23 protein-coding genes and 2 pseudogenes are annotated in these 22,136 nt (G+C 63.9%); 18 read left to right on the top strand and 7 right to left on the bottom strand.

Features of this window, described 5'->3' with window-relative positions:
* Nucleotides 1–7: 7 nt before the first annotated feature.
* Both E4L98_RS30885 and E4L98_RS31205 read left to right on the top strand, forming a co-directional pair.
* A pseudogene (locus tag E4L98_RS30885) lies at nucleotides 8–904 on the top strand (recombination-associated protein RdgC); the annotation flags it as partial.
* Nucleotides 899–1,447, top strand: a complete 549-nt coding sequence (locus tag E4L98_RS31205) for a DNA translocase FtsK (RefSeq protein ID WP_307722146.1) — start codon at nucleotides 899–901, stop codon at nucleotides 1,445–1,447. The pseudogene E4L98_RS30885 and the gene E4L98_RS31205, both read left to right, overlap by 6 nt.
* A 4-nt stretch (nucleotides 1,448–1,451) precedes the next feature.
* Here E4L98_RS31205 and E4L98_RS24770 read toward each other — a convergent pair whose 3' ends face one another.
* The gene (locus E4L98_RS24770; RefSeq protein WP_135204199.1) at nucleotides 1,452–2,216 is read right to left on the bottom strand and encodes a RipA family octameric membrane protein; all 765 of its coding nucleotides are present in this window, start codon (nucleotides 2,214–2,216) and stop codon (nucleotides 1,452–1,454) included.
* Nucleotides 2,217–2,285: 69 nt separating this feature from the next.
* On the opposite strand from E4L98_RS24770, the gene E4L98_RS24765 reads away from it, so the two are divergent.
* The 11 genes from E4L98_RS24765 (at nucleotide 2,286) to E4L98_RS24715 (ending at nucleotide 10,057) form a co-directional block, all read left to right on the top strand.
* A complete protein-coding gene (locus tag E4L98_RS24765; RefSeq protein ID WP_229257558.1) occupies nucleotides 2,286–2,984 on the top strand; it encodes an ASCH domain-containing protein in 699 nt (232 codons plus the stop codon).
* Nucleotides 2,981–3,310: a hypothetical protein gene (locus E4L98_RS24760; RefSeq protein ID WP_135204197.1), complete on the top strand. Its 330-nt coding sequence runs from the start codon at nucleotides 2,981–2,983 to the stop codon at nucleotides 3,308–3,310. The genes E4L98_RS24765 and E4L98_RS24760 overlap by 4 nt, the downstream gene beginning before the upstream one ends.
* 109 nt (nucleotides 3,311–3,419) lie before the next feature.
* Complete coding sequence (locus tag E4L98_RS24755; protein WP_135204196.1) at nucleotides 3,420–3,662, top strand: hypothetical protein; 243 nt, start codon at nucleotides 3,420–3,422, stop codon at nucleotides 3,660–3,662.
* Nucleotides 3,659–4,717, top strand: a complete 1,059-nt coding sequence (locus tag E4L98_RS30875; protein ID WP_229257557.1) for a hypothetical protein — start codon at nucleotides 3,659–3,661, stop codon at nucleotides 4,715–4,717. Before E4L98_RS24755 ends, E4L98_RS30875 begins: the two co-directional genes overlap by 4 nt.
* A 102-nt stretch (nucleotides 4,718–4,819) precedes the next feature.
* Entirely contained in the window at nucleotides 4,820–6,064 is a 1,245-nt protein-coding gene (locus E4L98_RS24745) for a hypothetical protein (protein ID WP_135204195.1), read from the top strand.
* Entirely contained in the window at nucleotides 6,061–6,471 is a 411-nt protein-coding gene (locus E4L98_RS24740; protein WP_135204194.1) for a hypothetical protein, read from the top strand. The genes E4L98_RS24745 and E4L98_RS24740 overlap by 4 nt, the downstream gene beginning before the upstream one ends.
* Nucleotides 6,458–6,715, top strand: a complete 258-nt coding sequence (locus E4L98_RS24735; protein WP_135204193.1) for a hypothetical protein — start codon at nucleotides 6,458–6,460, stop codon at nucleotides 6,713–6,715. Before E4L98_RS24740 ends, E4L98_RS24735 begins: the two co-directional genes overlap by 14 nt.
* Nucleotides 6,716–6,762: 47 nt before the next feature.
* Complete coding sequence (locus tag E4L98_RS24730) at nucleotides 6,763–7,032, top strand: hypothetical protein (RefSeq protein ID WP_229257556.1); 270 nt, start codon at nucleotides 6,763–6,765, stop codon at nucleotides 7,030–7,032.
* Nucleotides 7,033–7,368: 336 nt separating this feature from the next.
* A complete protein-coding gene (locus E4L98_RS24725) occupies nucleotides 7,369–7,872 on the top strand; it encodes a hypothetical protein (protein WP_135204192.1) in 504 nt (167 codons plus the stop codon).
* 406 nt (nucleotides 7,873–8,278) lie between these two features.
* Nucleotides 8,279–9,022: a PEP-CTERM sorting domain-containing protein gene (locus E4L98_RS24720; protein ID WP_229257555.1), complete on the top strand. Its 744-nt coding sequence runs from the start codon at nucleotides 8,279–8,281 to the stop codon at nucleotides 9,020–9,022.
* A gap of 165 nt (nucleotides 9,023–9,187) precedes the next feature.
* The gene (locus E4L98_RS24715; RefSeq protein ID WP_135204191.1) at nucleotides 9,188–10,057 is read left to right on the top strand and encodes a DUF72 domain-containing protein; all 870 of its coding nucleotides are present in this window, start codon (nucleotides 9,188–9,190) and stop codon (nucleotides 10,055–10,057) included.
* On the opposite strand, the gene E4L98_RS24710 is transcribed toward E4L98_RS24715, so the two are convergent.
* From E4L98_RS24710 to E4L98_RS24685, 6 genes are all read right to left on the bottom strand, one after another.
* Nucleotides 10,049–11,311, bottom strand: coding sequence for a voltage-gated chloride channel family protein (locus E4L98_RS24710; RefSeq protein ID WP_135204190.1), 1,263 nt, complete (start codon nucleotides 11,309–11,311; stop codon nucleotides 10,049–10,051). The genes E4L98_RS24715 and E4L98_RS24710 overlap by 9 nt on opposite strands.
* 55 nt (nucleotides 11,312–11,366) lie before the next feature.
* Nucleotides 11,367–12,740, bottom strand: coding sequence for a multicopper oxidase family protein (locus tag E4L98_RS24705; protein ID WP_135204189.1), 1,374 nt, complete (start codon nucleotides 12,738–12,740; stop codon nucleotides 11,367–11,369).
* On the bottom strand, nucleotides 12,737–14,119 hold the full coding sequence (locus E4L98_RS24700; RefSeq protein WP_135204188.1) for a TolC family protein: 1,383 nt from the start codon (nucleotides 14,117–14,119) through the stop codon (nucleotides 12,737–12,739). The genes E4L98_RS24705 and E4L98_RS24700 overlap by 4 nt, the downstream gene beginning before the upstream one ends.
* A gap of 61 nt (nucleotides 14,120–14,180) precedes the next feature.
* The gene (locus E4L98_RS24695) at nucleotides 14,181–14,585 is read right to left on the bottom strand and encodes a hypothetical protein (RefSeq protein WP_135204187.1); all 405 of its coding nucleotides are present in this window, start codon (nucleotides 14,583–14,585) and stop codon (nucleotides 14,181–14,183) included.
* A gap of 58 nt (nucleotides 14,586–14,643) precedes the next feature.
* Entirely contained in the window at nucleotides 14,644–14,883 is a 240-nt protein-coding gene (locus E4L98_RS24690; RefSeq protein ID WP_135204186.1) for a hypothetical protein, read from the bottom strand.
* A gap of 73 nt (nucleotides 14,884–14,956) precedes the next feature.
* On the bottom strand, nucleotides 14,957–16,384 hold the full coding sequence (locus E4L98_RS24685) for a M20/M25/M40 family metallo-hydrolase (protein ID WP_135204185.1): 1,428 nt from the start codon (nucleotides 16,382–16,384) through the stop codon (nucleotides 14,957–14,959).
* Nucleotides 16,385–16,510: 126 nt separating this feature from the next.
* Between E4L98_RS24685 and E4L98_RS24680 the strand changes: the two genes are divergently transcribed.
* From E4L98_RS24680 to E4L98_RS24660, 5 genes and pseudogenes are all read left to right on the top strand, one after another.
* On the top strand, nucleotides 16,511–17,041 hold the full coding sequence (locus tag E4L98_RS24680) for a GNAT family N-acetyltransferase (protein ID WP_135204184.1): 531 nt from the start codon (nucleotides 16,511–16,513) through the stop codon (nucleotides 17,039–17,041).
* A gap of 134 nt (nucleotides 17,042–17,175) precedes the next feature.
* On the top strand, nucleotides 17,176–17,604 hold the full coding sequence (locus E4L98_RS24675) for a YMGG-like glycine zipper-containing protein (protein ID WP_135204183.1): 429 nt from the start codon (nucleotides 17,176–17,178) through the stop codon (nucleotides 17,602–17,604).
* Between the two features lie 106 nt (nucleotides 17,605–17,710).
* Nucleotides 17,711–18,751: a serine/threonine-protein kinase gene (locus E4L98_RS24670; RefSeq protein WP_135204182.1), complete on the top strand. Its 1,041-nt coding sequence runs from the start codon at nucleotides 17,711–17,713 to the stop codon at nucleotides 18,749–18,751.
* Complete coding sequence (locus E4L98_RS24665; RefSeq protein WP_229257554.1) at nucleotides 18,748–21,297, top strand: FtsW/RodA/SpoVE family cell cycle protein; 2,550 nt, start codon at nucleotides 18,748–18,750, stop codon at nucleotides 21,295–21,297. Before E4L98_RS24670 ends, E4L98_RS24665 begins: the two co-directional genes overlap by 4 nt.
* Before the next feature lie 3 nt (nucleotides 21,298–21,300).
* Nucleotides 21,301–22,136 (top strand): annotated as a pseudogene (locus E4L98_RS24660) (hypothetical protein); the annotation flags it as partial.

Raw genomic sequence — 22,136 nt, 5'->3', positions numbered from 1 at the left:
ATCAGTAATGTGGTTTAAAAATCTTCAAATCTATCGCCTGCCGCGCGACTACGCGCTGACCGCCGACGCGCTGGCCGCCGCCCTCGCGAAGCAAGCATTCGCACCGGCCAGCAGCAGCGAGCTGTTACGCCAGGGCTGGGACGCGCCTCGCAAGGACGGCGGCTTGGTGCACACCGTCAACAGGCAGATGCTGATCCGCCTGCGCGGCGAGAAGAAGCTGCTGCCGGCGACCGTCATCAACCAGATGACGAAGGCGCGCGCCGCCGAAATGGAAGAGGCCCAGGGCTTCGCGCCAGGCAAAAAGGCGATGAAAGAACTGAAGGAGCGCGTCACCGACGAACTGCTGCCGCGCGCCTTCAGTATCGAATCGAACACCTGGGCCTGGATCGATCCAGTCAACGGCTGGCTGGTCATCGACGCCGCCAGCCCGGCCAAGGCCGACGAAGTGATCAAGCTGCTGCTCAAGGCGGTCGACCGCATGCCGCTGGAAAGCCTGCGCGTGCAACGCTCGCCAGTCGGCGTCATGACCGAATGGCTGGCCACCGACGAGGCACCGGCAGGCTTCACCGTCGATCAGGACGCGACGCTGCGTGCCACCGGCGAAAGCAAGGCGCAGGTGGCGTACAAGCGCCACACGCTGGAGCCGGCCGAAGTGCGCCGGCACATCGACACCGGCAAGCAGTGCACCCGCCTGGCCATGACTTGGGACAGCAAGATCAGCTTCGTGCTGGACGAGAGCCTGGCCGTCAAGTCGGTCAAGCCGCTGGACGTGCTGACCGAGCGCGAGATCACCAGCCACAACGACGATGAGCGCTTCGACGGCGACTTCGCGCTGATGACCGGCGAGCTGGCAAAGATGCTGGGCGACCTGGTCGAGGTACTGGGCGGCGAGGCAACGATGGAAGCGTCTGGCAACCAGGCAGAGCCGGGGCAGCAGCAGGTCGAACGCGCCATCAAGCTCACCTCGGAAATGTACAACGTGCGCGACATGCACCGCGCCGTGCTAGACACTCTGTACGAGCAAACGTTGAAACCGTACATCGACACCGTCCGCGAGTCTATGCAGCAGACCGGGGCCGACGAGATCCAAACAGCGCTCACGCTGGCGAAGCAACACACCGGTGGCGCGCAGACGGCGCAAATGTTCTTGGTCGCGGCGATTGAAATGGTCGAGCCAAGTCCACGGCCGGCCAAAGGTGACGAGCCGGTACGCGAGCAGCGCGTGGTCGGCGCTGCGACCGACGTGCCGGCCGGCGACGGCAGCGCCACCGATCCGCTGTACGACCAGGCCGTGGCCGTGGTGCGCACCAACCAGCGCGCGTCGGTATCGCTGATCCAGCGCCACCTTCTGATCGGGTACAACCGAGCGGCGCGGCTACTGGAGGCCATGGAAGGATCGGTCGTCGGACCGGCAGGTTCGAACGGCAGCCGCGAAATTCTCGCGTAGCGATTTATGACGATTTCAATGGGACCAGTGATAAATGTGACACCCCAGGCAAGGAGGCTAGCCATTGCCACAGGTTCCCGCCATCGTAGGAAATCGTGAACGTCAAGAGGAAAAACCAAAACGCTGCGAGTACCGCACCAACGTAAATAGGAATTCTGCTAACTGAGAACTTCATCAAAATGACACTATTCCAAAATCTATGCCAAATCCAAGGTTTGCCAAGCGCTAGCTCCTCGCGATTTGCTTTGGTCGTCGCCTTCGCGATGATTTCGAGCGGGTCAGCTTGGCGCGCCAAGGTCGAGTTCACCACATTCAGCCGGGTCAGCTCACTCTGCTTTAACCCATCTTTGTCCGCCGTGAAAAAATGGCTGACTCGAGGCTCATCCTTGAGCGCTTCAAGCAACCAGATTTCGGTAGTCTTCGCCGCTCGCTCCCAGCGCACCTGCCAATATTTCGAGCCCGCAGCCATACCTATCTGGAGGATCGATACTAGAAATCCCGCCGCGCAGACTGCGAAAGCGACTACAGGAGCAGCCGCTCCCCCAGACTGGATCAGACCTGCCATCAGTACACCCTGGAAGATCATGAAGAAATTATTTCTTTGGGTCAATTGCGCGATTTCGAATTCGCGCTGGCGAAGAGCGAGCTCGAATGCAGCCGCCAATTTGCCAACAGGAGAGTCTGAGCCATCGATCAGCTGCGACGCCGAATGGGGCGTAGTTGATGACTGCGCCTGAGCGCTAGTTGGCGTTTGAGGGGCAGTTGCCATTTCGATTAATAGTTAGCAAAAGGGAATATTAGCATGAGTAGGGACCATCCGATTCTCTTCAGCGCACCCATGATCCGCGCACTGCTCGGCGGCACCAAGTCGCAGACGCGGCGCATCGTGAAGCCCGATCCAGGCCCGTACTGGAATCCAGTCGTGGGCTTGTGCAACCCGGCTGTAATCGACAACAGCGGGTACGACGCGCCCGGCCCTGAAATCTTCGGCGCATCGGACGAAACTGCCGGCCGAAAATTCCCGCACGGCGGCCCTGCCCACTGCATCTGGGTGCGCGAGACCTTTTTCGCCTACGGCCGCTGGGAGACTCGCTACACCGAGAAGAAACAGCGCGACGAGTGGCACTTCATCGACATGACGACCGAGTGCGGCCGCGCCTACCAGTACGACGCCGACAGCCCTGACGTGTCGCTTGCAACGGGACGCGGAGGCGCGCTGCCAGGATGGTACAAGCGGCCCGCCATCTTCATGCCGCGCGCGGCCAGCCGGATCCTGCTGGAGATCGTCAGCGTGCGCGTGGAGCGGCTGAACGATCTCAGCGAGGCGGATGCAATCGCCGAGGGCATCGAGCAAATGCCGTGCGAGGTGCCCGACACCAAGCTCTGGCGCAATTACCGCCCCGAGAACGGCTGGACTCCTCGGGTATGCATGCCTCAAAACTCGTTCCGCTCGTTATGGGAGTCGATCAATGGGGAGCCGAACTGGCTGACAAACCCATGGGTCTGGGTGGTCGAGTTTAAGCGGGTGGCGCCTTGACCAGGATCGCCAACATCGGCAGCGGCTGCGCTGCAGCTCTGGCGGCAATCGCGCACCTTCCGCATGTGAAGGTGCTCCTAGAGTCCGCGCAGGAGGCCGACAAGGAAGCCGTCCGCTCGCGCATCTTGACCAGTCGCGGCCACGGCTGCGTCGCTGGTCAGCAAGTGCAGGTTGGCAGCGAAGTCTATGTCATTGCCGGAGCGCCGAGCCGCGTCGAGATGGATCTTGAACGGATGGTACGCGCGTCTAGTCAGGAACCGAAGCGCAGTGCGCCCGCCTACGGCAGCGACCGCCCTTACCTCAAAAAGAAGAAAGGCAGATCATGAGCAGCAATAACAAACCTGCGCGCGACCACAATGCCCGCGCCACCGTCTGGCGCGAGATCCTGGTGATCTACGGCCTGCTGATCGCCGCCCTACTTTGGGACTGGCTGGCATGAGCGCCCGCGACAAACTGCCAGCGGCGCCGGTTGAAACCGCCCGCGACCTCGCCGAAAAGCACGACATGCGTCTCCTGCGCGCCAAGCAGCTGTGCCGTCCGGTGCTGTACAAGGGTATCAAGCAGTTCATCGCCGGCCTGCACTGGCACAAGGGCGATGCCGAAGGAACGGTCTACCTGGAAGGCATCGTCGAGCCGGTGCGTCCGAGTGAATTAACGATTACTGAGGAACCGCAATGATAAGCAAAATTGAGAACGGCGACGCCGGCGCAACTTTCCAGCAGCGCGTGCAACCTTGGATGCTGGCCTGTTTCGGCGAGCTGATCGCCAGCGACCGCGAAGAGCGCAACCACCGCTTCCTGGAGGAGGCGCTGGAGCTAGTGCAGGCCACCGGCTGCACGGCCAGCGAGGCGCGCCAATTGGTGGACTACGTCTACGGCCGGCCGGTCGGCGAGCCAGCTCAGGAAGTCGGCGGCGTCATGGTCACGCTGGCAGCGCTGTGCCTGGCGAACGATCTGGACATGCACCAGTGCGGCGAGACCGAACTGGTGCGCATCTGGACGAAGGTCGAGGCGATCCGCGCCAAGCAGGCCGCGAAGCCGAAGCATTCGCCGCTGCCGGCCGCGCATGCATCAGCGCCAGTGGCAGCGAGCACAGATCTCGTGGTAGCTGCTCAAGCGCTGCTGGCAGAACACGAGGAGGCATGCCTCACTGATCCGATGTTCGCGCTGGTCGAGATGGCGGAGGATGATGAGGACGCTGAGGTCAGTGCGGTGCTTCTTGCAGACCTGTTCCGTGCAGTTCGCGTTCTCACCGCCTCACAGCAGCATGCGCAAGCCTCCGACCCAATCGGCGAGCACAATTCCCAGGCCGCGCAGGAGAAGCTGGTGGAGCATGCGCACGCGGTGCCAAAGTGCAAAAACTGCGGCGGCACTGGTGTCGTGGATGATGGCGAAATTGACTGCTACCCAAATGGTGAGCCGTTCATGCATGGTCCCGTAAAGTGCGTGAAGGATTGCCCTGATTGCAGCGGCGACATGGCAGTACTGGCCCAGCCCGTAGCAGGGGAACTGCCGCCGCTGCCCACGAGTTGCGATGGATTCGGTCTTACTTGGACGGAGCCTGAAGCCAAAGCAATCCGCATCTACGGCCACCAGTGCCGCGCTGCTGCGCTGGAACGGACAGGGAATGCGGCACACCAGTTCGCGCTCGAGCAGCTTGATCCTGACCGCTTGCAAGCCGGGCTCGACTGCGAAGCGGTAATTCGCGCACTCAACAAAACGGAGGGCGCATGAGCGAATTCTACGGTGAACTGCGCCGCGTGATACGGCAACAAAACATGCTTTCCCAAGCTGCGGCCATGATGCGCCACGCCCTCAAACAATAAGGACACTACCATGGAAACGAACAAAGACATTCAGGCGCTGAGCGAAATCGACTTGGTGCGTGCGCTGCGCAAAGCAATCGAAAGCACCAAGGTGCCGGACGACTTCCGTGCTGCACTGGTTGGCTATTTCGGCAATGAGGTTCGCGCCATCCTCGTCGCCCGCCAGCCCGCGCCAGCAGTCGGCCAACAGGCCGGTGGTGTGGTAATGGACGAGGTGATCGATGCGCTTACGTTCTATGCCGATGGAAATCATTTCGCCAGACACGCCCCTGATGCGTGGGATACGGTGAGTGGCGAGCCTTCCAACTTTCTTGAGGACAGAAGCAACACCGCAACTGTCGAGGACGGATGGATCGCGAAGGCCGCATTAGAGAAGCTTTTGGCCGCACATCCCCCAGCAGATACAGCGCCAGTGGATGCGAAGCCGGTAGAACTGGAGCAACTGCACACGGCTGCGGCTCAGCACAAGATGGCTTTGGTCCCGCTGCACCTCACCCGCGGCATGCTGGAAGTGTTGGCCGATGAGTGGGAGTGGGAAGACTTGCTCGCGGCGGCGGAAGCCATCACCGATGAGCAGTATGCCGAAGTCTGCGCAGGCCCCAGCGCCGCACAGCGTCGCGTTGAAGAGCTGGAATACCTGCTTGAAGCCGCCCAGCCCTCCAACGCGCAGGGTGAGGCGGTTCCTTGGCCCGCGCAACAGAATGGCGGTTTAGTGCGCTCGGCATTGATTGATGTGATGGTAGCTGAAAAGTTCGCGCTTAACGGTGCTGGCGACTTCCAATCGCAATCCGATCTGACGGCCCGTTTTGCTCGTGCACGGCAAGCTCTGGCCGCAACTGCCGGCGACGTGCAGGGTGAGGCGCTGAACCAGGAAGCGGGCGATGTGGATCGTTATCGTTTGCATGAGCACTCGGAAGGCGCTTACTTCCACAAGGAAGGCGAATTCGTAAAATACAGCGACTATGCAGCCCTCGCCCAGCGCGGCGCCAGCCAGCCGGACAGCGAGCACGATGCTGCGACACCCGCCGCAGTGATCGCTTGGCACGCCGCCGAGAAGGCGCGCATCGAAGCCGTTGGCAAGTACAACGGAAAGCTCGCCGCAGCAAAGGACCATGACTTCCCCGGCCCAGACGTGAGCGCCGAGTTCAAGGTGATGACGGATGCCGGCAATGTAGCGCACCGCCTACTGCGCCCGATGTATGAAGCTATCGCTGCCATGGCCGCGCAGCATGGCGAGAAAGGCGGTGCTGCGTGAGCCTCTACAACACCCTCATGACCCGGCCTCGCGAGCGGCTCGTGAAGGAACTGCAGGGCGAGGCGCGCGACAACGCCCTGCTCCGCCGGCGCGCGCTCGAGCTGGAAACCGAACTGTTCTGGCTGAAGCTGGAACTGAACCGCGCACCGCTCGGCGCCACCGCCGCCCTGCTCCTGGAAATCTCGGAATGCGCCGGCGGCATGGTGAACGGCAACCAGCTGGCCAGCCGCGCCAAAGCGGCCGTGGCAGCTGACGGCGCCGCCCTGGGCCTGCGCCTGGTGGTCGATCCGAGTCTGCCGCCCAACATCGCAGAAATCCGCAGCGATGCCGGGAAGCTGGTGGTGCGGATCGAGAACATCGGGCAGCCGGCACATGGCTCAGTGGAGGCGCGCGATGCCCGGTGCTGATCATAAATTCCCGCCGACGCTGGGCGCCAAGAAACGTGAGCTTTTGGCGGCGCTGGCGCAGCCCGAGGTCTCGCTGGCCGACGTGCTGCACGCCATCCACGCACTGACCGACAAGATTGATCGGGTCGAGACTGCGCTTGCGCACCGCGCCTCGTCGCTGACGCTCGACCCGGCTGAGATTGCCAGGACGATGATGCAACTGCGCTCCAGTGCCAGGCCAGTCACCGGTGCAGCAGACCGGTGATCAGGTCAAGGCGAGAACTTAACTCAAAATATGGAAAGGAAATCCGCATGAATATGAGCGATTCGGAAATGGTCGAAAGGCTGGTTGCTGCGATCGAGAAACTGCAGCGCCCGGCCCTGCCGGTGGCCGTCGACCTCTGGGATACCAGCTTGGTGGCTGCGTACTTGAAGCGTTCCCCCGACAATGTGCGCAAGGAAATCATCCCACTCCCGTCGTTTCCAAAGCCCATCCGGCTTCCGGTTGCAGGCCGCGCCCAGGCCCTCTACAGAGCGCGCGACGTCGTTGCGTGGGCAGAGAGTCACCAGCAGAAGAAATGAGATATGCTTGGCTGGCAGCCGGTTTTGCCGGCCGCATTTTAGCTTGGCGGTGACCCGCACCAAAGCCAGGGCTGCTTTTTTCCGCCTTCAACTTTATGGCAGGAAATTGACAGTGAGGATTGCAACATACTGATTCTATTCATAAAACGATTCCGGCTCGAGGCACCAGTTTTCTCCTATTGCACCATCAGCGCCTCGTGCTTCGTGCTTTCATTCTGGCTGCGGACTTGTATTGCCAATTCACATTGAGCATACTGAATACTGCAAGCAAATCTGTTGGGCAATCGATACCTGTCACGCGCACTGGAGTAGCTTTCGGTTAGACCAGGAGATCACATGAAAAACTTCCCTATTCTAAGCACATTAATTTTGTGCTCATTGTGCAGCGCAGCAGATTTCCGCAGCGATGATCTGAAATTTGAAAGATTAGGGAAGCTTAAGATTGGCCAAAATTTTGAAGATTTAAAAAAAGACTTTGGTGGGCAAATTCATTGCGTGCCAAAAGAATTGTGGGCATCAAAGAATTGCTACCATACTGGGTTAAAACATAACCCTGAGATTACATTGATGATTCTAGATGGGAAATTAGTCAGAATCGATTTGACAGCCACACCAGGTAGAGCAGCTTCCGGAATCGCCATTGGCGACAATATAACAAAATTAATCAAACGCTACCCGCAATCAAAGCGCATCGAAAATACTTCTGATTTGACAGCCGAGTTTTTGATTATTTCCGACGACCGGAAATACGCCATGAAATTTTATCTAACCGGCTCTATAGTCACCGCTATCTCATCTGGCACGACTTATGCTATGTCATTAGACGAAGGGTGCTTTTAAAGCAGCAGTCAAATCGGCTATTGCAATACTCTGGCTGCTTGCGCGTTGTGCGCTTGCAGCATACCTTCCAGTTCGCTCATCGCCCTCACCGCTCCAGCTCGAAAACCCGGCCGGAGCTGCACAACTTCCTATCCAGCCAATAGGCAAACGAGCGCCCGCTTGCGCTCGCGGCCCTTCTCGATCCCGCGTTGGTCCAGAGACGAAACAGTGCGCCGCGTCATACACTAACCAATAGTTAAGAATGGTTGAAAAACAACAACTGGTCTAAATATCAGTCCTTGCACAGTTGACATAGAGACATCGCAAGTGAAAACTGTATAGGTCGTTTAAGCCTAAACAAAGGTCGCGACACGCTGCTGTCCTACTGCTATTTACAATCTATTGTTAAAAGAGAAAGATTTTGAACATGATCAAAGCAAATATGTTGGCTATTCTGTTGGCGCTTGCGGGCACCAGCGCCTTTGCAAACCCCTCCTCATCGACGGTGAACTTCTCTAACGGTACCGAAGGTTGGGTTGGACTCCAGGGTGAAGATGGCGGCACCAAAATTGATAACTCGGTTGGCAATGGCACCCCAGGTCTGCACACCGATTATCTGTACACGGGCGTGTTGTTCTGGAATACAACCAACCAGAATTTCCTTGGCGATTACACCAGTGCAAAATCCGTCAGTTTCGGCATCGATGTCAACACACACTCCATCGATAGCGGCGGCTTCGATAACGCACAATACCCGCGCGACTTCGTGGTCGAACTGCGCCAGAACATCGCGCCAGGCAAATGGAACAGCGTGTGGAAAACCCTGGGCGTACTGGACAGCAGCACCGGCCTTCAGCATTTTTCCGCTTCAATTGCGGATACCGGGGCTTCATTGGCAAGCTCGGGCTGGAAAGGCTATAACCCGGCCAGTGCCGATCTGGCGCTGCCGGATGGCGTAACCCTGTCCAGCGTGCTATCGCACGTGGATGAAGTGATCTTCAGCACCTGGGTGCCAGGTTTCAGCTATGACCCAGCCCACTTCGACGTGACCGTGGACAATATTTCCATCACTTCGTCGGTACCTGAACCGGAGCAAATGGCCATGCTGCTTTCCGGATTGGCGCTTTTGGGTGTAGCCGCCCGTCGCAAGAAAGCAGACAAGTGCGCGTAAGCGTGTTGCCAGCGTGACGAATACGTGATGGGTGGGCGTTCTCAAGTTACTCGTGAGGCCATGACGACCTGATTACGGCATGTCCGTCTTCCGCGGGCGTGTCGCGTCGGGCTCTGCGGCAGCAGGCGTGCTTCGCCGTCGCTGCGATTTGTCTATAGTCACGGCATGGGCAAAATCCATATCGGCATTTCGGGCTGGCGCTACCGGCCGTGGCGCGGCGTGTTCTATCCGGAAGGGCTGGCGCAGGCGCGCGAGCTGGCGTTTGCTTCGCGCCAGGTGTCCACCATCGAGCTCAATGGATCGTTCTATTCGCTGCAGCGGCCGTCCAGCTACGCGGCCTGGTACGACGCCACGCCGCCCGGCTTCGTGTTCGCCCACAAGGGCAACCGCTATCTGACCCATAACCTGAAGCTGGGCGAAGGAACAGAACAGGCGCTGGCGAACGTGATGGCCTCCGGCGTGCTGAATCTGCGCGAGAAGCTGGGCCCTTTCCTGTGGCAGCTGCCGCCCACCTTCCGTTTCGACGCCGACCGGCTGGAGCGCTTCTTCCGTCTGCTGCCGCGCGATCTGCATGAAGCGCAGGCGCTGGCGCGCGGCCACGATGCACGCCTCGACGGCCGGGTGGCGCTGGACGTCGACGCCAATCACAAGATGCGTCACGCACTGGAGGTACGCCACGATAGCTATAACGATCCGGCTTTCGTGGCGCTGCTGCGCAAGCACAAGGTGGCGCTGGTGGTGGCCGATACCGCCGGCAAGTGGCCCGATTATGAGGACATCAGCGCCGGCTTCATGTATCTGCGTCTGCATGGCGCGGAGCAGTTGTACAGCAGCGGCTACAGCGATCAGGCGCTGGACCACTGGGCTGCGCGCATCCAGTCCTGGGGCGCCGGCAGCCAGCCGCGGGACGCCAGGCTGATTTCCGCTCTGGCGCCACCGAAGCGCGCCAGCCGCGATGTCTACTGCTACTTCGATAACGACGTCAAAGTCCACGCGCCGTTCGACGCGCAGAATCTGGCGCGCAAGCTAGGATAGCGGCGGCTGGCGGTCGCGCGCCACCGGCGGCAAACGGTGCTTGAGCAGGCCAACGCGCTGGGAACGATAAATGCCGCAATGGCCGGAAAACAGGTACGCCACGACGCACGCCAGTGCCGCGAAGGGACCGATTTGCGGACCGAATAATTCGATCGCCATGATGGTGGAGGCCAACGGCGTGTTGGCCGCGCCCGCGAACACGGCGACAAATCCCAGGCCCGCCAGCAACGCAAACGGCAGATGCAACAACGGCGCCAGCGCGTTGCCCAGGGTCGCGCCGATGAAGAACAGCGGCGTCACCTCGCCGCCTTTGAATCCGCTGCCCAGCGAGCCGACCGTGAACAGGAATTTGCCGATGCTGTCCCGCGGCGCGAGCGGGTGCTGAAAAGCTTCGACGATCACCGGAATGCCCAGGCCGATGTAACGCGTGCCCAGCCACCAAACCGCCAGCGCCACCACCACGCCACCCGCCATCGGCCGCAGCGGCGCGTACGGAATATGGCGCTTCATGAAGCCCGAGGCGGCGTGCGTGGATTTGGCGAACGCCATGCCCACCAGACCGAAGACGATGCCGGCCACCAGCACCGCGCTTACGCTGAGGAAGTCGATCGGGGCGGTGCTGCCGATGTGGTAATGCGTGTGATGCACGCCCCAGGCCATGCCCACCTGGTCGGCGGCGATGGCGGCCACCATGCAGGGAAAAATCGCGTCGTAACGCAAGCGGCCAATGGCCAGCACTTCCAGGCCGAAGATGGCGCCGGCCAGCGGCGTGCCGAACACCGACGCGAAGCCGGCGCTGATGCCGGCCATGAGGATGATGCGCCGTTCGGCATGGCGCAGGCGGAACACGTGGGTGAGCTGGTCGGCCAGGGTGCCGCCCATTTGCACCGCCGTGCCTTCGCGCCCGACCGAGGCGCCGAACCAATGCGAGACCACGGTGCCGAACAACACCAGCGGCGCCATGCGCAACGGGACGACTTTTTTGGGGTCGTGGATTTCGTCGATCAGCAGGTTGTTGCCGGCTTCGACGCTGCTGCCGAGCTTCAGATAGATCCAGCCGACCGCGAAGCCGGCCAGCGGCAGCGACCAGATGATCCACGGATGCGACTCGCGCCAGTTGGTGGCGTAGTCCAGCGCGAACAGAAAAAAAGCGGAGGCCGTGCCGCTCAGGACGGCGACCAGCCCGGCGAGCAGCGTCCATTTGCCGACGTATGGCAGCAGCGCGATGGGCTCCGGGAGGCGGGATGAGGTCATATAGCTCCGCATGCTAACAAATCCGCCGCGTTGGATCAAATCGGACGCGGTCAGCTCAATGATGGTGATGCATATCCCCATCCCGCTTCACGTCCATCGCCTGCGCCGGACTGGATGGCGGCGCGCCGGCCGCGCGCGGCGCCGGCGGCAGTTCCCCGCTCCACTCGTGCGCCACCGTGCCTGCCGGATGCCGGTACCAGCCGGGGTCCTTGTAGTCGTTGCGCGCCAGTCCTTCCCTCACCTTCACCACCGTGAACATGCCGCCCATATCGAGGCTGCCGAACGGACCGGCGCCGGTCATCATCGGCAGCGTGTTCTCCGGCAGCGGCATTTGCATGCCGCCCATCGCCCCGCCCTTGTCGCCCATGACCATGTAACCCGGCACGAGGTTATTGATCTTTTCCGCCACCCCGCTGTGATCGACGCCGATCATGGTCGGCACCGCGTGGCCCATGGCGTTCATGGTGTGGTGCGACTTGTGGCAGTGGAAGGCCCAGTCGCCCGGCGCGTCGGCGATGAACTCCACCGCGCGCATCTGACCCACCGCGATATCGGTCGTCACCTCGGGCCAGCGCGCCGACGGCCGCACCCAGCCGCCGTCCGTGCCGGTCACTTCGAAAGTGTGACCGTGCAGGTGGATCGGATGATTGGTCATGGTCAGATTGCCGACGCGGATGCGCACACGATCGTCCTTGCGCACCACCATGGGATCGATGCCGGGGAAGGCACGGCTGTTGAAGGTCCACAGGTTGAAGTCGGTCATGGTGTTGACCTTGGGCGTGTAGCTGCCTGGATCGATGTCGTAGGCATTGAGCAGGAATACGAAATCACGGTCCACGGCGTGCTGCTGTGGATCCTTCGGATGCGTGACCCAAAAACCCATCATGCCCATGGCCATCTGCGCCATTTCGTCGGCGTGCGGATGGTACATGAAGGTGCCGGCGTGGCGCGCGACGAATTCGTAGACGAAGGTTTTACCGGGCGGGATGCCCGGCTGCGTCAGTCCCGTCACGCCATCCATGCCGTTCGGCAGGCGCTGGCCGTGCCAGTGCACGCTGGTGTGCTCGGGCAGCTTGTTGGTGACGAAGATGCGCACACGGTCGCCTTCCACCACTTCGATGGTCGGACCGGGACTCTGGCCGTTGTAGCCCCACAGGTTGGCTGTCATGCCGGGCGCGATCTCGCGCACCACGGGTTCGGCCACCAGGTGGAATTCCTTGACGCCTTCCTTCATGCGCCATGGCAGCGTCCAGCCGTTCAGCGTGACCACAGGATTGTACGGCCGGCCGTTGGGCGGCGCCAGCGGCGGCTGGGTGGCGGCCGAGGACTGCACCGGCGCTTCCGGCAACGTGGCCGCGCCGGCCTTGCTGACGACACCGGCGCCGATCAGGGTGGCGGCGCCGCTCAGAAACGATCTGCGGGTGGTCATGGTTGTACTCCTTGTGTCGGGGGCAGACGGCCGCCCAGCGCGGCCTCCAGGTTGGCTTGCGCGGTCCAGTAGTCCTTCAGCGCGCCGATGTAGGCGCTGACGGCGGTGGCCTGTTCGCGGGCGTCCGCCAGCAGTTCGAACACGCTCATCAACATGCCGTTGTAGCGCAGCAGGATCTGATCGGAGATCTGTTTGCGCAGCGGGATCACCTGGTCGCGGTAGTGCCGCGCGAGATCGTACGCGCTGCGGTAGGCGGCATGGTTTTCCCGCGCTTCGCTGCGCGCATCGATCACCGCCTGGGCCAGCTGGTTCACCGATTGCATGTAGGTCGCCTCGGCACGGGCGACGCGGGCCGCGCCCCAGTCGAACAGCGGAATCTCCAGCGTCAGCTCGTAGCCGCGCGTGGCGGCTCCGCCGTCGGTGTTGCGCACCGCCCCCAGATCGAGCACGTTGATGAAGCGCGTGGTCCTGGTCAGGCCCAGCGTGGCGGCGGTTTGTTCGGTATCCAGCCGGGCGGCCCGGATATCCAGCCGTTCGTCGATGGCGGTCTGCTCGACGTCCGCCAAGGCGCGCGGCGCGGCCGGCAGATCGGGCAAGTGGTCGGGCAGACGGTAGCCGATAGCCTGCTCGCCGCTCAGGCCCAGCAGCCGGGTGAGCTTTTCGCGCGCGGCGACGGCGGCCTGCCTTGCGTGAGCGACGTCGGCCACGGTCTGTGCGTGATACGCCTGTTCGCGCGCCAGGTCCAGCGCGCTCCAGTTGCCGGCCTTGCGCATGCGCTCCGCCAGCTCGGCGCTGGCCTGGGCCGAGGCTTCGACCTGCTGCGCATAATCGGAGCTCTGGCCGGCGGCCACCGCGTCGATCCAGGCGCGGCGGGTGTCGGCGGCGGTCTGCAGCGCGGCGTTGGCGACCAGCAGCTTGACCTGCTCGTAACGCCGTCCTTCGATACGGCCGGCCATCGGCGTGGTGATCAGTCCGAGCAGGTTGAACGTCAGCGTGCGTTCGATGCCAATTACGCCGTCGCCGCGACTGCGCTTGAAGTCCAGTACGGGATTCTGCAGGCGGCCGGCCTGCACCAGGTCCGCTTCCGCCACGCCCAGCGACCAGTAAGTCGCCCGCAGGCTGCGGTTGTTGAGCAGCGCGACCTGCACGGCGTCGTCCGCGCTCAGCGGCTGTTCGAGTTTTTGCCGGATCACGGCGGCCAGCGCGCGCGCGTCCTCGTCATTGCGCGGCAGGCGGCCGGCGACGCTGGCGCGCGCGCCGCTGCGCTGTTCGCTGATGGCGGCGGCGGCGCCGAAGCCGCCGTCGCCGGACAGCGTGGCGCAACCGCCCAGCGTCAGCAGCAGGCCGGCGCCCGCGGCGAATTCATGGAAACGATTCATGTCCTGTACCTCTGATTATCGATGGGAAGACACAGCGCCGATAGACGGAGCTGTGGCGTGATCAGACGTGCAGGCTTTGAGGGGGGCGTTCGGGGTGGGCCAGGTCGACCGCGGGCAGGTAGGCCGAGTAGAAGGCGACCGCGCGCGCGGCAGGCGGCAGCGCCGGGACAACGACCGCCAGCGCCAGGACCGGCGCGGCGCCGGCACAACAGGCGGAGCCGCTGCACTTCATGCTGGTGTGGGTGTGGGATGCTTCGTCGCCATGGTGTCCGGCCTGCGCCTGGACCTGAGCGTGGGCCTGGGCCTGGGCCGCCAGCATGGCGGCATGGTCGTGCGGACCGGCCGGCATGCCGACGTCGACCTCGGCCGGAGCGACGCACAGCATCATCTGCGCCGAGGCGTATCCCTGGTACGGGAGCGCCAGCAGCATCAGCCAGACGATGAAGGAACGAAGCAGGACGGTCATACGACTATGTTATCACAGCCGCCGACCATGGCGCCGATCGCGGCACCGATCGTGGCAACTAAGCCAGCCTTACCTGGGGATCGGCGACCAGGTTGTCGATCTGGATACGCGCCTCGTCGCAGGCGGCGGTCAGCGCGGCGTCCTGGCTCGGGCGCACGAACTGCATGGTCGCGGCCTCGAAGACTTCCTCGCCGTCGGCATTGACGCGCGCGAGGTCGCAACTGGCCGTCCATTGCTGATCGGCGGTGGGTAACACGTTGGGGATGATGGCCCAGCCCCGGTACTGGAGTTTGCTCATGATGGCCTCCTTTCTTGCAAGAAGACTATCACGAGCGCCTGGCGGGCGGCGCACGCCTGCGCCGTCCGGCGGTTTAGTCCAGCTTCAGCGTGCGGCCGATGTTCTGGTCCATATTGGCCAGGTACCACGTCAGCGACGTCATCACGGCCACGTGGCGCTTCAGTTCCAGCGGGCTGACCTTGTCGAAGGTGTCGGCCGGGGTGTGGTGGTAGCTGAAGTAACTGCTGGAATCGACCAGCGGCTCGAACACCGGCACGCCGGCGCGCTCCAGCGGGGAAGTGTCGGCCGCGCCGGCGATGTCGTGGCGCTCGAACAGGCCGGCGCCGATCGGCGCCAGCGCGGTCTTCAGCGGATCGAAGTACTTGACCATCTGCGGTGTCACGCTGCCGATGAAGCCGAACGGACGGCCGCCGCCGCTGTCCGACTCGATCGCGGCGAAGTGCTTGTCCAGCTTGTCCTTGTTGGCGTCGAAATAGCCACGGCCGCCACGCGTGCCGTTTTCCTCGTTCATCCAGGCGATCACGCGGATGGTGCGGCGCGGTTGCAGGTTCAGCTTCTTCAGGGTCTCGATCACGCCCATGGCGCCGACCACGCCGGTGCCGTCGTCGTTGGCGCCGGTGGCCAGGTCCCAGGAATCCAGGTGACCGGAGACGATCACCACCTCGTCGGCCTTGTCGCTGCCCGGCAGGTCGGCGATGACGTTGTAGCTGTCGGCGTCCGGCAGGGTTTGCGGCGTCAGGGTCAGGTGCATTTTCATGGCGCCACGCGCGGCCAGGCGCGTCATCAGCATCGCGTCTTCGGCGGTGACGGCGGCGGCCGGGATACGCGCGTTATCGGCCAGCAGCGTGGCGCCGGTGTGGGCGATACGGTAGTTGGCGCCGCCGACCGAGCGCACCAGCGCCGCCACGGCGCCCTGCTCGGCCGCCAGTTTCGGACCTTGGGTGCGGATGCGCGAGCCGGCGCCATACGCCGGGCCGGCATGCCCGCGGTCCGCCATCTCCTGGTCGAAGGCGACGTCGAACAGCACGATGGCGCCCTTGACCTGCGCGCCCTTGGCCTTCAGTTCTTCGAAGCTGTGCACCACGATCACCGGCGCGGTGATGCCGGAGGCCGGCGTCGCGCCCGAGCCACCGAGCGCAGTCAGCACCACCTTCTGGCTGATGCCGGCGGGACGGCCGGCATAATCCACCAGTTCCGCCTTCTCCTCGCCGCGCACCCAGTGCGGCACCTTGACCGGCTGCAGCGTGACCTTGGCGCCCAGTTTGCGCATCGCCTCCGCCACCTGTTCCACCGCCGCCGCCGCGCCGGCCGAACCGGACAGGCGCGGGCCGACCAGATCGGTCAGGTCGGACAGGCGCTCGTAGGCCCATTCGTCCTTCATGGCGCTGTCGCGGATCTGCGCCAGGGTGTCGGCGTCGTTCGGTGCGGCGTGGGCGCCGATGCTCAACAGGCTGGTGGCCAGAGCAGTCAGCGACAGGGATTTTTTGAAGACGGATTTCATGCGATTCCTGTTTTAATGGTTGGGTAAGCGGGAGACGATAACCGATCGTGATGCGCTTGTCATCCATGTTGATTTGCTATCGCGCTTGCACTACCATGGATCTTCAACTGGTATAAGAAAGCCTCTATGCTCAAGGGACAACTCTGCACTGTCCGGCACCTGGTGACCGCCGATCTGAACACCTTCATCGCGCTGGTCAACGACCTGCCCTCGCGCGGCGATTATTTTTCCACCCACTTCAAGTCGCCGGAGACCATGCGCAAGGAGTTCATGACCAACAGCTTCGTCTCCGAGGACAGCGAACTGTTTGTGATCGAAGACGCGCTGCATCACATCGTCGGCGTCATCACCCACTTCAAGAGCCGCACGCCGACCACGCGCGAAATCGGCTACCGTTTGTTCGAGACCAAGCTGGCCGGCCATGGCTACGTGACGGAGGCATGCCGGCTGCTGGTGGATTACCTGTTCAGCGTCTATCAGTATCACCGGCTGGAACTGCTGTCGGCGCCGGAGAACGTCGCCTCGGTCCGTGTGGCGCAGAAATGCGGCTTCCGGGCGGAGGGCACGCTGCGCCAGGCGTTCTTCATCAACGGTCGTTATCAGGATGTGACCGTTTTCAGTCTGCTACGCCCCGAGTGGGAAGCCGGACGTCTCTAAATGTTACAAGCCATTACCGGCGGCTTTGCTTTGTAAGCAGGTGTATTAGTGCTCGCGCTTCCCGGCCAGAGGTTTATAGTGGACTCATGGCTAGCGGATCATGGTGATTCGAGGCCGCAGCAAGGGGACTAACCATGTTGAGCAAAAAAATGATGGGTGCAGCGTTATTGGCCACCGCAGCGCTGTCGACTTCGGCCTTCGCAAGCGACCGTGATTTCAACACGGTGGCCGGTGCTGTGGTCGGCGCCGCCATCGGTAACAGCGCCGGCGGCCGCGATGGCGCGATTGTCGGTGGCGTGGTCGGTGCGGCAGTGGGCAACAGCCTCCGCACCTCGGACGACCGTTATTACCGCGGCGGCCGTGGCTATGTGGAGACCCGCGTGTACGAGCAGCCCGCGCCGGTATATTACGAGCGTCCGGCGCCGGTGTATTACGCTCCGCCCCCACGCTACTACGCCCCGCCGCCACGGGTGGTATACGTGGAACCGCGTCCGTACTATCGCGAATACCGCGAATATCGCGGCGAACGCTGGGAACACCACCACGACCACTGGCGCCGCTAAGCCGCACCCAGCCGCGCGCTATGTAACTCAGGAACACAAGAGCCCCGATCGTCAGTCGGGGCTTTTTTCATTCCCCCTCCGCTAGACCTGCCGGACGGGGGAAATCATGACGACAGCAGACGCAATCATCGCTTTGGAACTGGGCCATTACCGCTTGCGCGAGCAGATCGGCGGCTCGGCCTATGGCATCATCTGGCGCGCCAGCGGGCCGCGGGCGACGCGCGACGTCGCCATCAAGTTGATCAACCAGGAACAGATGGAGCGCGCCCAGCCCGAGCAGCGGGCGCGCTGGATCGCGTCGGCCGGCAACGAGATCGCCTTTCTGCAATCGCTGGAGCCGTGGGACGAGCGCCACATCGTGCGCCTGCTGGACAGCGGCTGGCATCAGGGTTTGCCGGTGCTGGCGCTGGAGCTGATGAGCACTGACCTCGGCCGGCACATGATCGCGCTGAAAAGCCGAGGCGAGTCGCCGCCACTGTCGCAGGCGCTGGCCTGGATCGCGCAACTGAATCAGGCGCTGGCCAAGGTACACCAATACGGCTTCCGCTATCTGGACCTGAAGCCGGCCAATGTGCTGCTCGATCCCCATCTGAATACCGTCAAGCTGGCCGATTTCGGCACCAACCGCGAGCTGGCCGATCTGCGCATGCACTCGTATGCCGGCACCGCCAACTGGCAGGCGCCGGAACAATTCTTCCCGGCCGACAGCGGCGGCTACCTGACCGGCGCGCGCAGCGACTATTTTTCGCTGGGCGCGCTGCTGTACTTCCTCGTCACGGGCGGCACGCCGCTGCGTTTTTGCGCCGATTGCGGACTTGCCTATCGCGAGCACCACGTGGCCGGCGCCGATCTGCTGCGCAGCGCCAATGGCGGCGCGGTTCCCGCCGCGCTGCGGGAGGACGAAGAGGCGCGCTTCGCCGCCGCCGTGCCCGATGCGCAGCGCGATGCCGCGCTGGCCTTGTTACGCGCCCTGCTCCACATCGACCCACTCAAGCGTCCACACCATGCGATTCAGATCAGCCGCATGCTGCAGGCAATCCAGGGGCAGCGACAAGAGCGCGGCGTGCTGGACGCGGTCGATCCCGCGATCGGCATGCGCCGGCCGACAGCGGTCAACGGCTGGCAAACCATGCGGGGGACGGCATGATGCGTGCAACTGCGCCGCTGCGCACAGCCCATCCCCCGCGTCCCTCCGCCGCGCAAAGTCTGGGCGCCATGCTTGCGACGGTATCGCGCGCGGCGTTCCGCCACAGCGGACTGGCGCTGACGTTGGCACTGCTCGCGGCACTGGCGGCCTTGCAGGCACTGGCGCTGCTGCGTGCGCCGGCGGCGTGGCTGCCGGCCGAGATCACCATCCAGCTCGCGCGCGGCGAGAGCATCGTGCTGGGGCAACGCGAGCTGGCCGCGCCGCAAACCGACCGACAACATCTGGCGCTGCGGCGCGATGGCGGCGGCCGCTGGACCATCCGCAATCTGAGCGGCGCCAGACAAGTGGTGCTGTTGCGCGATGGCGGCGATCAGCGGCTGGGCAGCGCGCCCCTGCACGAACTGCGCCGCTTCCAGATCGACGGCGCCATGTTCGCGCTGCGCTCCGCCGACGCTCGTGCGGCAACCTTCACGCGCGATGGCCATGCATGGCGTTACGACGGCGCGGTCTTGTACCGCGACGGCGTGCAGCAGGCCGATTGTCCCGACGCGCATCTGGCCACCAGGGCGCTGTCGGTATGGAACCGCGTCATGCCGCTGGCGCTGACCATAGCACGGCCGCTGTCGTTCGGCGGCAATCTGTATTGCGACAACCGCCTTGGCCTGGCGCAGGTGACGCCCGGCGCGGCGCAGATCGCGCGCATCAACGGGCGCTTGCAGCTCCTGGCCGGCAATCCCGACGGCGACCGCGCGGCGGTGCTGGTGACCGACGGCGCCGGCCAGACGGATCTGCGTACGCAGGAAGCGTCGTTGGACGGCGTCAGCGCGCTGATGATCGGTCATACGCGCCTGCAGATCACCATCGACGGCGATCAACTGCGCCTGCGGCCAAGCCGCCATGTAAAACTGTTCAGCGACCCGGACCAGCGGCTGCCGGAACAGGTTCGTTGGACCTGGCAACAGCGCACGCTGTGGCACGGTGACCATATGGATGCCGTGTGGATCGGACTGATAATCTGCGCGGCGAGCATGTCGGGCAGTGTCGTCGTCCGCGTCGCGGCGAACCGGCGGCATCGCCAGACCAATCAGGTGCGCAGGCCTGACGCGCGCAAGGCCGGTACGACGGTCGCAAGGGCCGCGGCCAGCTCCGGCGCGGCGCGACTTGCATCGGCTACCGCGGCATCACCGCTTGCGGCGCTGCCGGCCGGTGTGGCTGCCACCGCGCTGCTGCTTACCGGCGTGACTGCGCTGATCGCGCAACGGGCAGGATATGCGCCGAGCGCCGCGGCATCGCTGCTGATCGGCGCGACTGCGCTGCTGATGTGGCTTGCCCTGCCGGGCCGTCTGACGCTGGCCACGGCCGCCGGCGCGGTCCTGCTGGCCGCCGGCCTGCTGGCGCAACTGGAACTGGGCCTTGGCGCCCCCGAATCCTCCTGGCTGCGCTACTACCAGAAAAGTGCGGCCATGCTGGCGATCGGGGCGGGTCTGGGTGGCATGGCGCGCCTGTGGATGCAGCATCGGAGCGCGCGCGGCGCCCACCTGCGGCAGCACACCATCGAATGGCTGCTCGCGCTGTTCGCCGTCGTCGCGCTGGCGGCGCTGGCGGCACAGGTGCTGTGGGGCGATGAAACCGGCGTGTTCGATCTGCAGCCGGTGGAGCTGGCCAAGCTGGCGCTCACCGCCCTCAGCGCGCACTGCCTGGCGCTGCGCTTCCATTGGCACAGCGGGCCGCAGCGGCTGGCCGATCACGGCGCGCGCTGGCTGCGGCTGATCGCGCCGGCGCTGCTGTTCCTGGCCTTGCTCGGCCTCGCGCTGGTGCAGGTGGACGACTTCTCGCCGCTGATCCTGCTGCTGGTGTGGAGCACCGGCATGGGGCTGGCTTACGCCGTCGCCGCCCGCAACCGCGTGCTGAGCACCGGCCTGACAGCGCTGGCGCTGCTGGCGGTGGTGGCCATCGCCTGGCTGCGGATGAGCGGCACGGACGACCTGATACGCTGGGGTTTTTACGCCGACCGCTTCCTGGTCTGGCTGAACCCCGCCGAACATCCGCACACCGGCCAGCAACTGCTGCTGGGTGCACGCGCCATCGGCGAAGGCGGCTGGTTCGGCGCCGATCACTGGTTCGGCCTGCGCGCGCTCGGGCAACCGGCCGGCGCCGCGGTGCAGATCCCCGCCGTGCAGGATGATTTCGCCGCCTCCTTCTTCCTCAACCGCCACGGGCTGCTGGGCGGGCTGCTGCTTTGGCTGACGCAGGCGGCGTTCCTGATCGGCATCGTACTGACCGCCGCACATGCGCTGCGCGTTGGCGCGGTCGCGCGCAATTTCCGCCACGCCTGGCAGGGCCGCTTCCGCTATTTCATGCTGTGCGGCGGCGGCGCCTTCGTGCTCGGCCACTTCCTGCTGTCGTGGGGGACCAACCTGGCGATCTTCCCCATCATGGGCCAGCCCATGAGTTTTCTGTCGGCGGGCGGCAGCCATCTGCTGTTTTTCCTCTGCCCCCTGCTCACGCTGATTGCGATCAGCGCGCCATCTTCAGAAGGAGTATGAATCATGCCGACCTACGTACAACACGCCGTCCTGGGACGCATACCGGATGTCTTCAACGCCGAGGCCATCTGGCAGGCCCCCGGCCTGGCGCTGTTTTCGCGCCGTCCGCTGCTGCGCGACCTGCTGGAGCGCAGTCCGCGCGAACATCGCGGCCGCGCCGTCACCCGCTGCTTCTCGCATGTGACGCTGGTGCTGCCGCAGGAAGACATCGACGACGATTACCACCTGACGCGCGGCGCCCGCGCGCGCGATCTGGCGCAGACCCTGGCAGCGCTGCACCAGAAGGATTTCGGCGATCTGCTGGGCAGCGACCAGGTGCGTTACGACGTAGTGGGCGACAGCGCGCTGGCGCCGGACGAGGTGCAGGTACGCTTCGGCCATGCCGTGTATCTGCCCGCGGCCGACGAGAAGATCCTGTACAACGTCAGCGTATCGCGCGACAGCGCCATCTGGCATCCGGTCTGCCCGATTTATCCGAACCAGCGCCTGGCGCTGATCGGCGGCGCCGGCGGCGAGGCGGCCGCCGTGGCGCCGGGCTGGCCATTCGGCCCGGATGCCGCCATCCTGATCCTCAACGACGGCCCGGACGCAACACCGGTGGCGCAGGTGCGGCCCAAGGCTGCGTTCGACTGCCGCTATGATCCCCTCGGCGGCCACTATGTGATCAAGTCGCTGCGCGAGCCGCAGGGCGGTCCGCGCCTGCTGCTGAAAATAACGCGCTCGCTGGCCATGCCGCCCCGCGGTGAGCGCGGAACAGCGGCCGAGGATGCGCCGCTGTCCGCCCGCTTGCGCGAGCCAGCCGCCGCCCGCGCGCCACTGCCAGCCATGCGGTCCGAGGC

Origin of the sequence: Duganella callida (genome assembly GCF_004614165.1) — a bacterium.
Taxonomy (GTDB): domain Bacteria; phylum Pseudomonadota; class Gammaproteobacteria; order Burkholderiales; family Burkholderiaceae_D; genus Rugamonas; species Rugamonas callida.
Note: the sequence above shows the minus strand (reverse complement) of the source record. Positions and strands in the feature narration are given on the sequence as shown.

What these genes read in the sequence shown, in the direction of transcription:
- E4L98_RS31205 (WP_307722146.1), top strand. Translation starts at nt 899, where the DNA reads ATGGAAGCGTCTGGCAACCAGGCAGAGCCGGGGCAGCAGCAGGTCGAA.
- E4L98_RS24770 (WP_135204199.1), bottom strand. Translation starts at nt 2,216, where the DNA reads ATGGCAACTGCCCCTCAAACGCCAACTAGCGCTCAGGCGCAGTCATCA.
- E4L98_RS24765 (WP_229257558.1), top strand. Translation starts at nt 2,286, where the DNA reads ATGATCCGCGCACTGCTCGGCGGCACCAAGTCGCAGACGCGGCGCATC.
- E4L98_RS24755 (WP_135204196.1), top strand. Translation starts at nt 3,420, where the DNA reads ATGAGCGCCCGCGACAAACTGCCAGCGGCGCCGGTTGAAACCGCCCGC.
- E4L98_RS30875 (WP_229257557.1), top strand. Translation starts at nt 3,659, where the DNA reads ATGATAAGCAAAATTGAGAACGGCGACGCCGGCGCAACTTTCCAGCAG.
- E4L98_RS24745 (WP_135204195.1), top strand. Translation starts at nt 4,820, where the DNA reads ATGGAAACGAACAAAGACATTCAGGCGCTGAGCGAAATCGACTTGGTG.
- E4L98_RS24735 (WP_135204193.1), top strand. Translation starts at nt 6,458, where the DNA reads ATGCCCGGTGCTGATCATAAATTCCCGCCGACGCTGGGCGCCAAGAAA.
- E4L98_RS24730 (WP_229257556.1), top strand. Translation starts at nt 6,763, where the DNA reads ATGAATATGAGCGATTCGGAAATGGTCGAAAGGCTGGTTGCTGCGATC.
- E4L98_RS24725 (WP_135204192.1), top strand. Translation starts at nt 7,369, where the DNA reads ATGAAAAACTTCCCTATTCTAAGCACATTAATTTTGTGCTCATTGTGC.
- E4L98_RS24720 (WP_229257555.1), top strand. Translation starts at nt 8,279, where the DNA reads ATGATCAAAGCAAATATGTTGGCTATTCTGTTGGCGCTTGCGGGCACC.
- E4L98_RS24715 (WP_135204191.1), top strand. Translation starts at nt 9,188, where the DNA reads ATGGGCAAAATCCATATCGGCATTTCGGGCTGGCGCTACCGGCCGTGG.
- E4L98_RS24710 (WP_135204190.1), bottom strand. Translation starts at nt 11,311, where the DNA reads ATGACCTCATCCCGCCTCCCGGAGCCCATCGCGCTGCTGCCATACGTC.
- E4L98_RS24705 (WP_135204189.1), bottom strand. Translation starts at nt 12,740, where the DNA reads ATGACCACCCGCAGATCGTTTCTGAGCGGCGCCGCCACCCTGATCGGC.
- E4L98_RS24700 (WP_135204188.1), bottom strand. Translation starts at nt 14,119, where the DNA reads ATGAATCGTTTCCATGAATTCGCCGCGGGCGCCGGCCTGCTGCTGACG.
- E4L98_RS24695 (WP_135204187.1), bottom strand. Translation starts at nt 14,585, where the DNA reads ATGACCGTCCTGCTTCGTTCCTTCATCGTCTGGCTGATGCTGCTGGCG.
- E4L98_RS24690 (WP_135204186.1), bottom strand. Translation starts at nt 14,883, where the DNA reads ATGAGCAAACTCCAGTACCGGGGCTGGGCCATCATCCCCAACGTGTTA.
- E4L98_RS24685 (WP_135204185.1), bottom strand. Translation starts at nt 16,384, where the DNA reads ATGAAATCCGTCTTCAAAAAATCCCTGTCGCTGACTGCTCTGGCCACC.
- E4L98_RS24680 (WP_135204184.1), top strand. Translation starts at nt 16,511, where the DNA reads ATGCTCAAGGGACAACTCTGCACTGTCCGGCACCTGGTGACCGCCGAT.
- E4L98_RS24675 (WP_135204183.1), top strand. Translation starts at nt 17,176, where the DNA reads ATGTTGAGCAAAAAAATGATGGGTGCAGCGTTATTGGCCACCGCAGCG.
- E4L98_RS24670 (WP_135204182.1), top strand. Translation starts at nt 17,711, where the DNA reads ATGACGACAGCAGACGCAATCATCGCTTTGGAACTGGGCCATTACCGC.
- E4L98_RS24665 (WP_229257554.1), top strand. Translation starts at nt 18,748, where the DNA reads ATGATGCGTGCAACTGCGCCGCTGCGCACAGCCCATCCCCCGCGTCCC.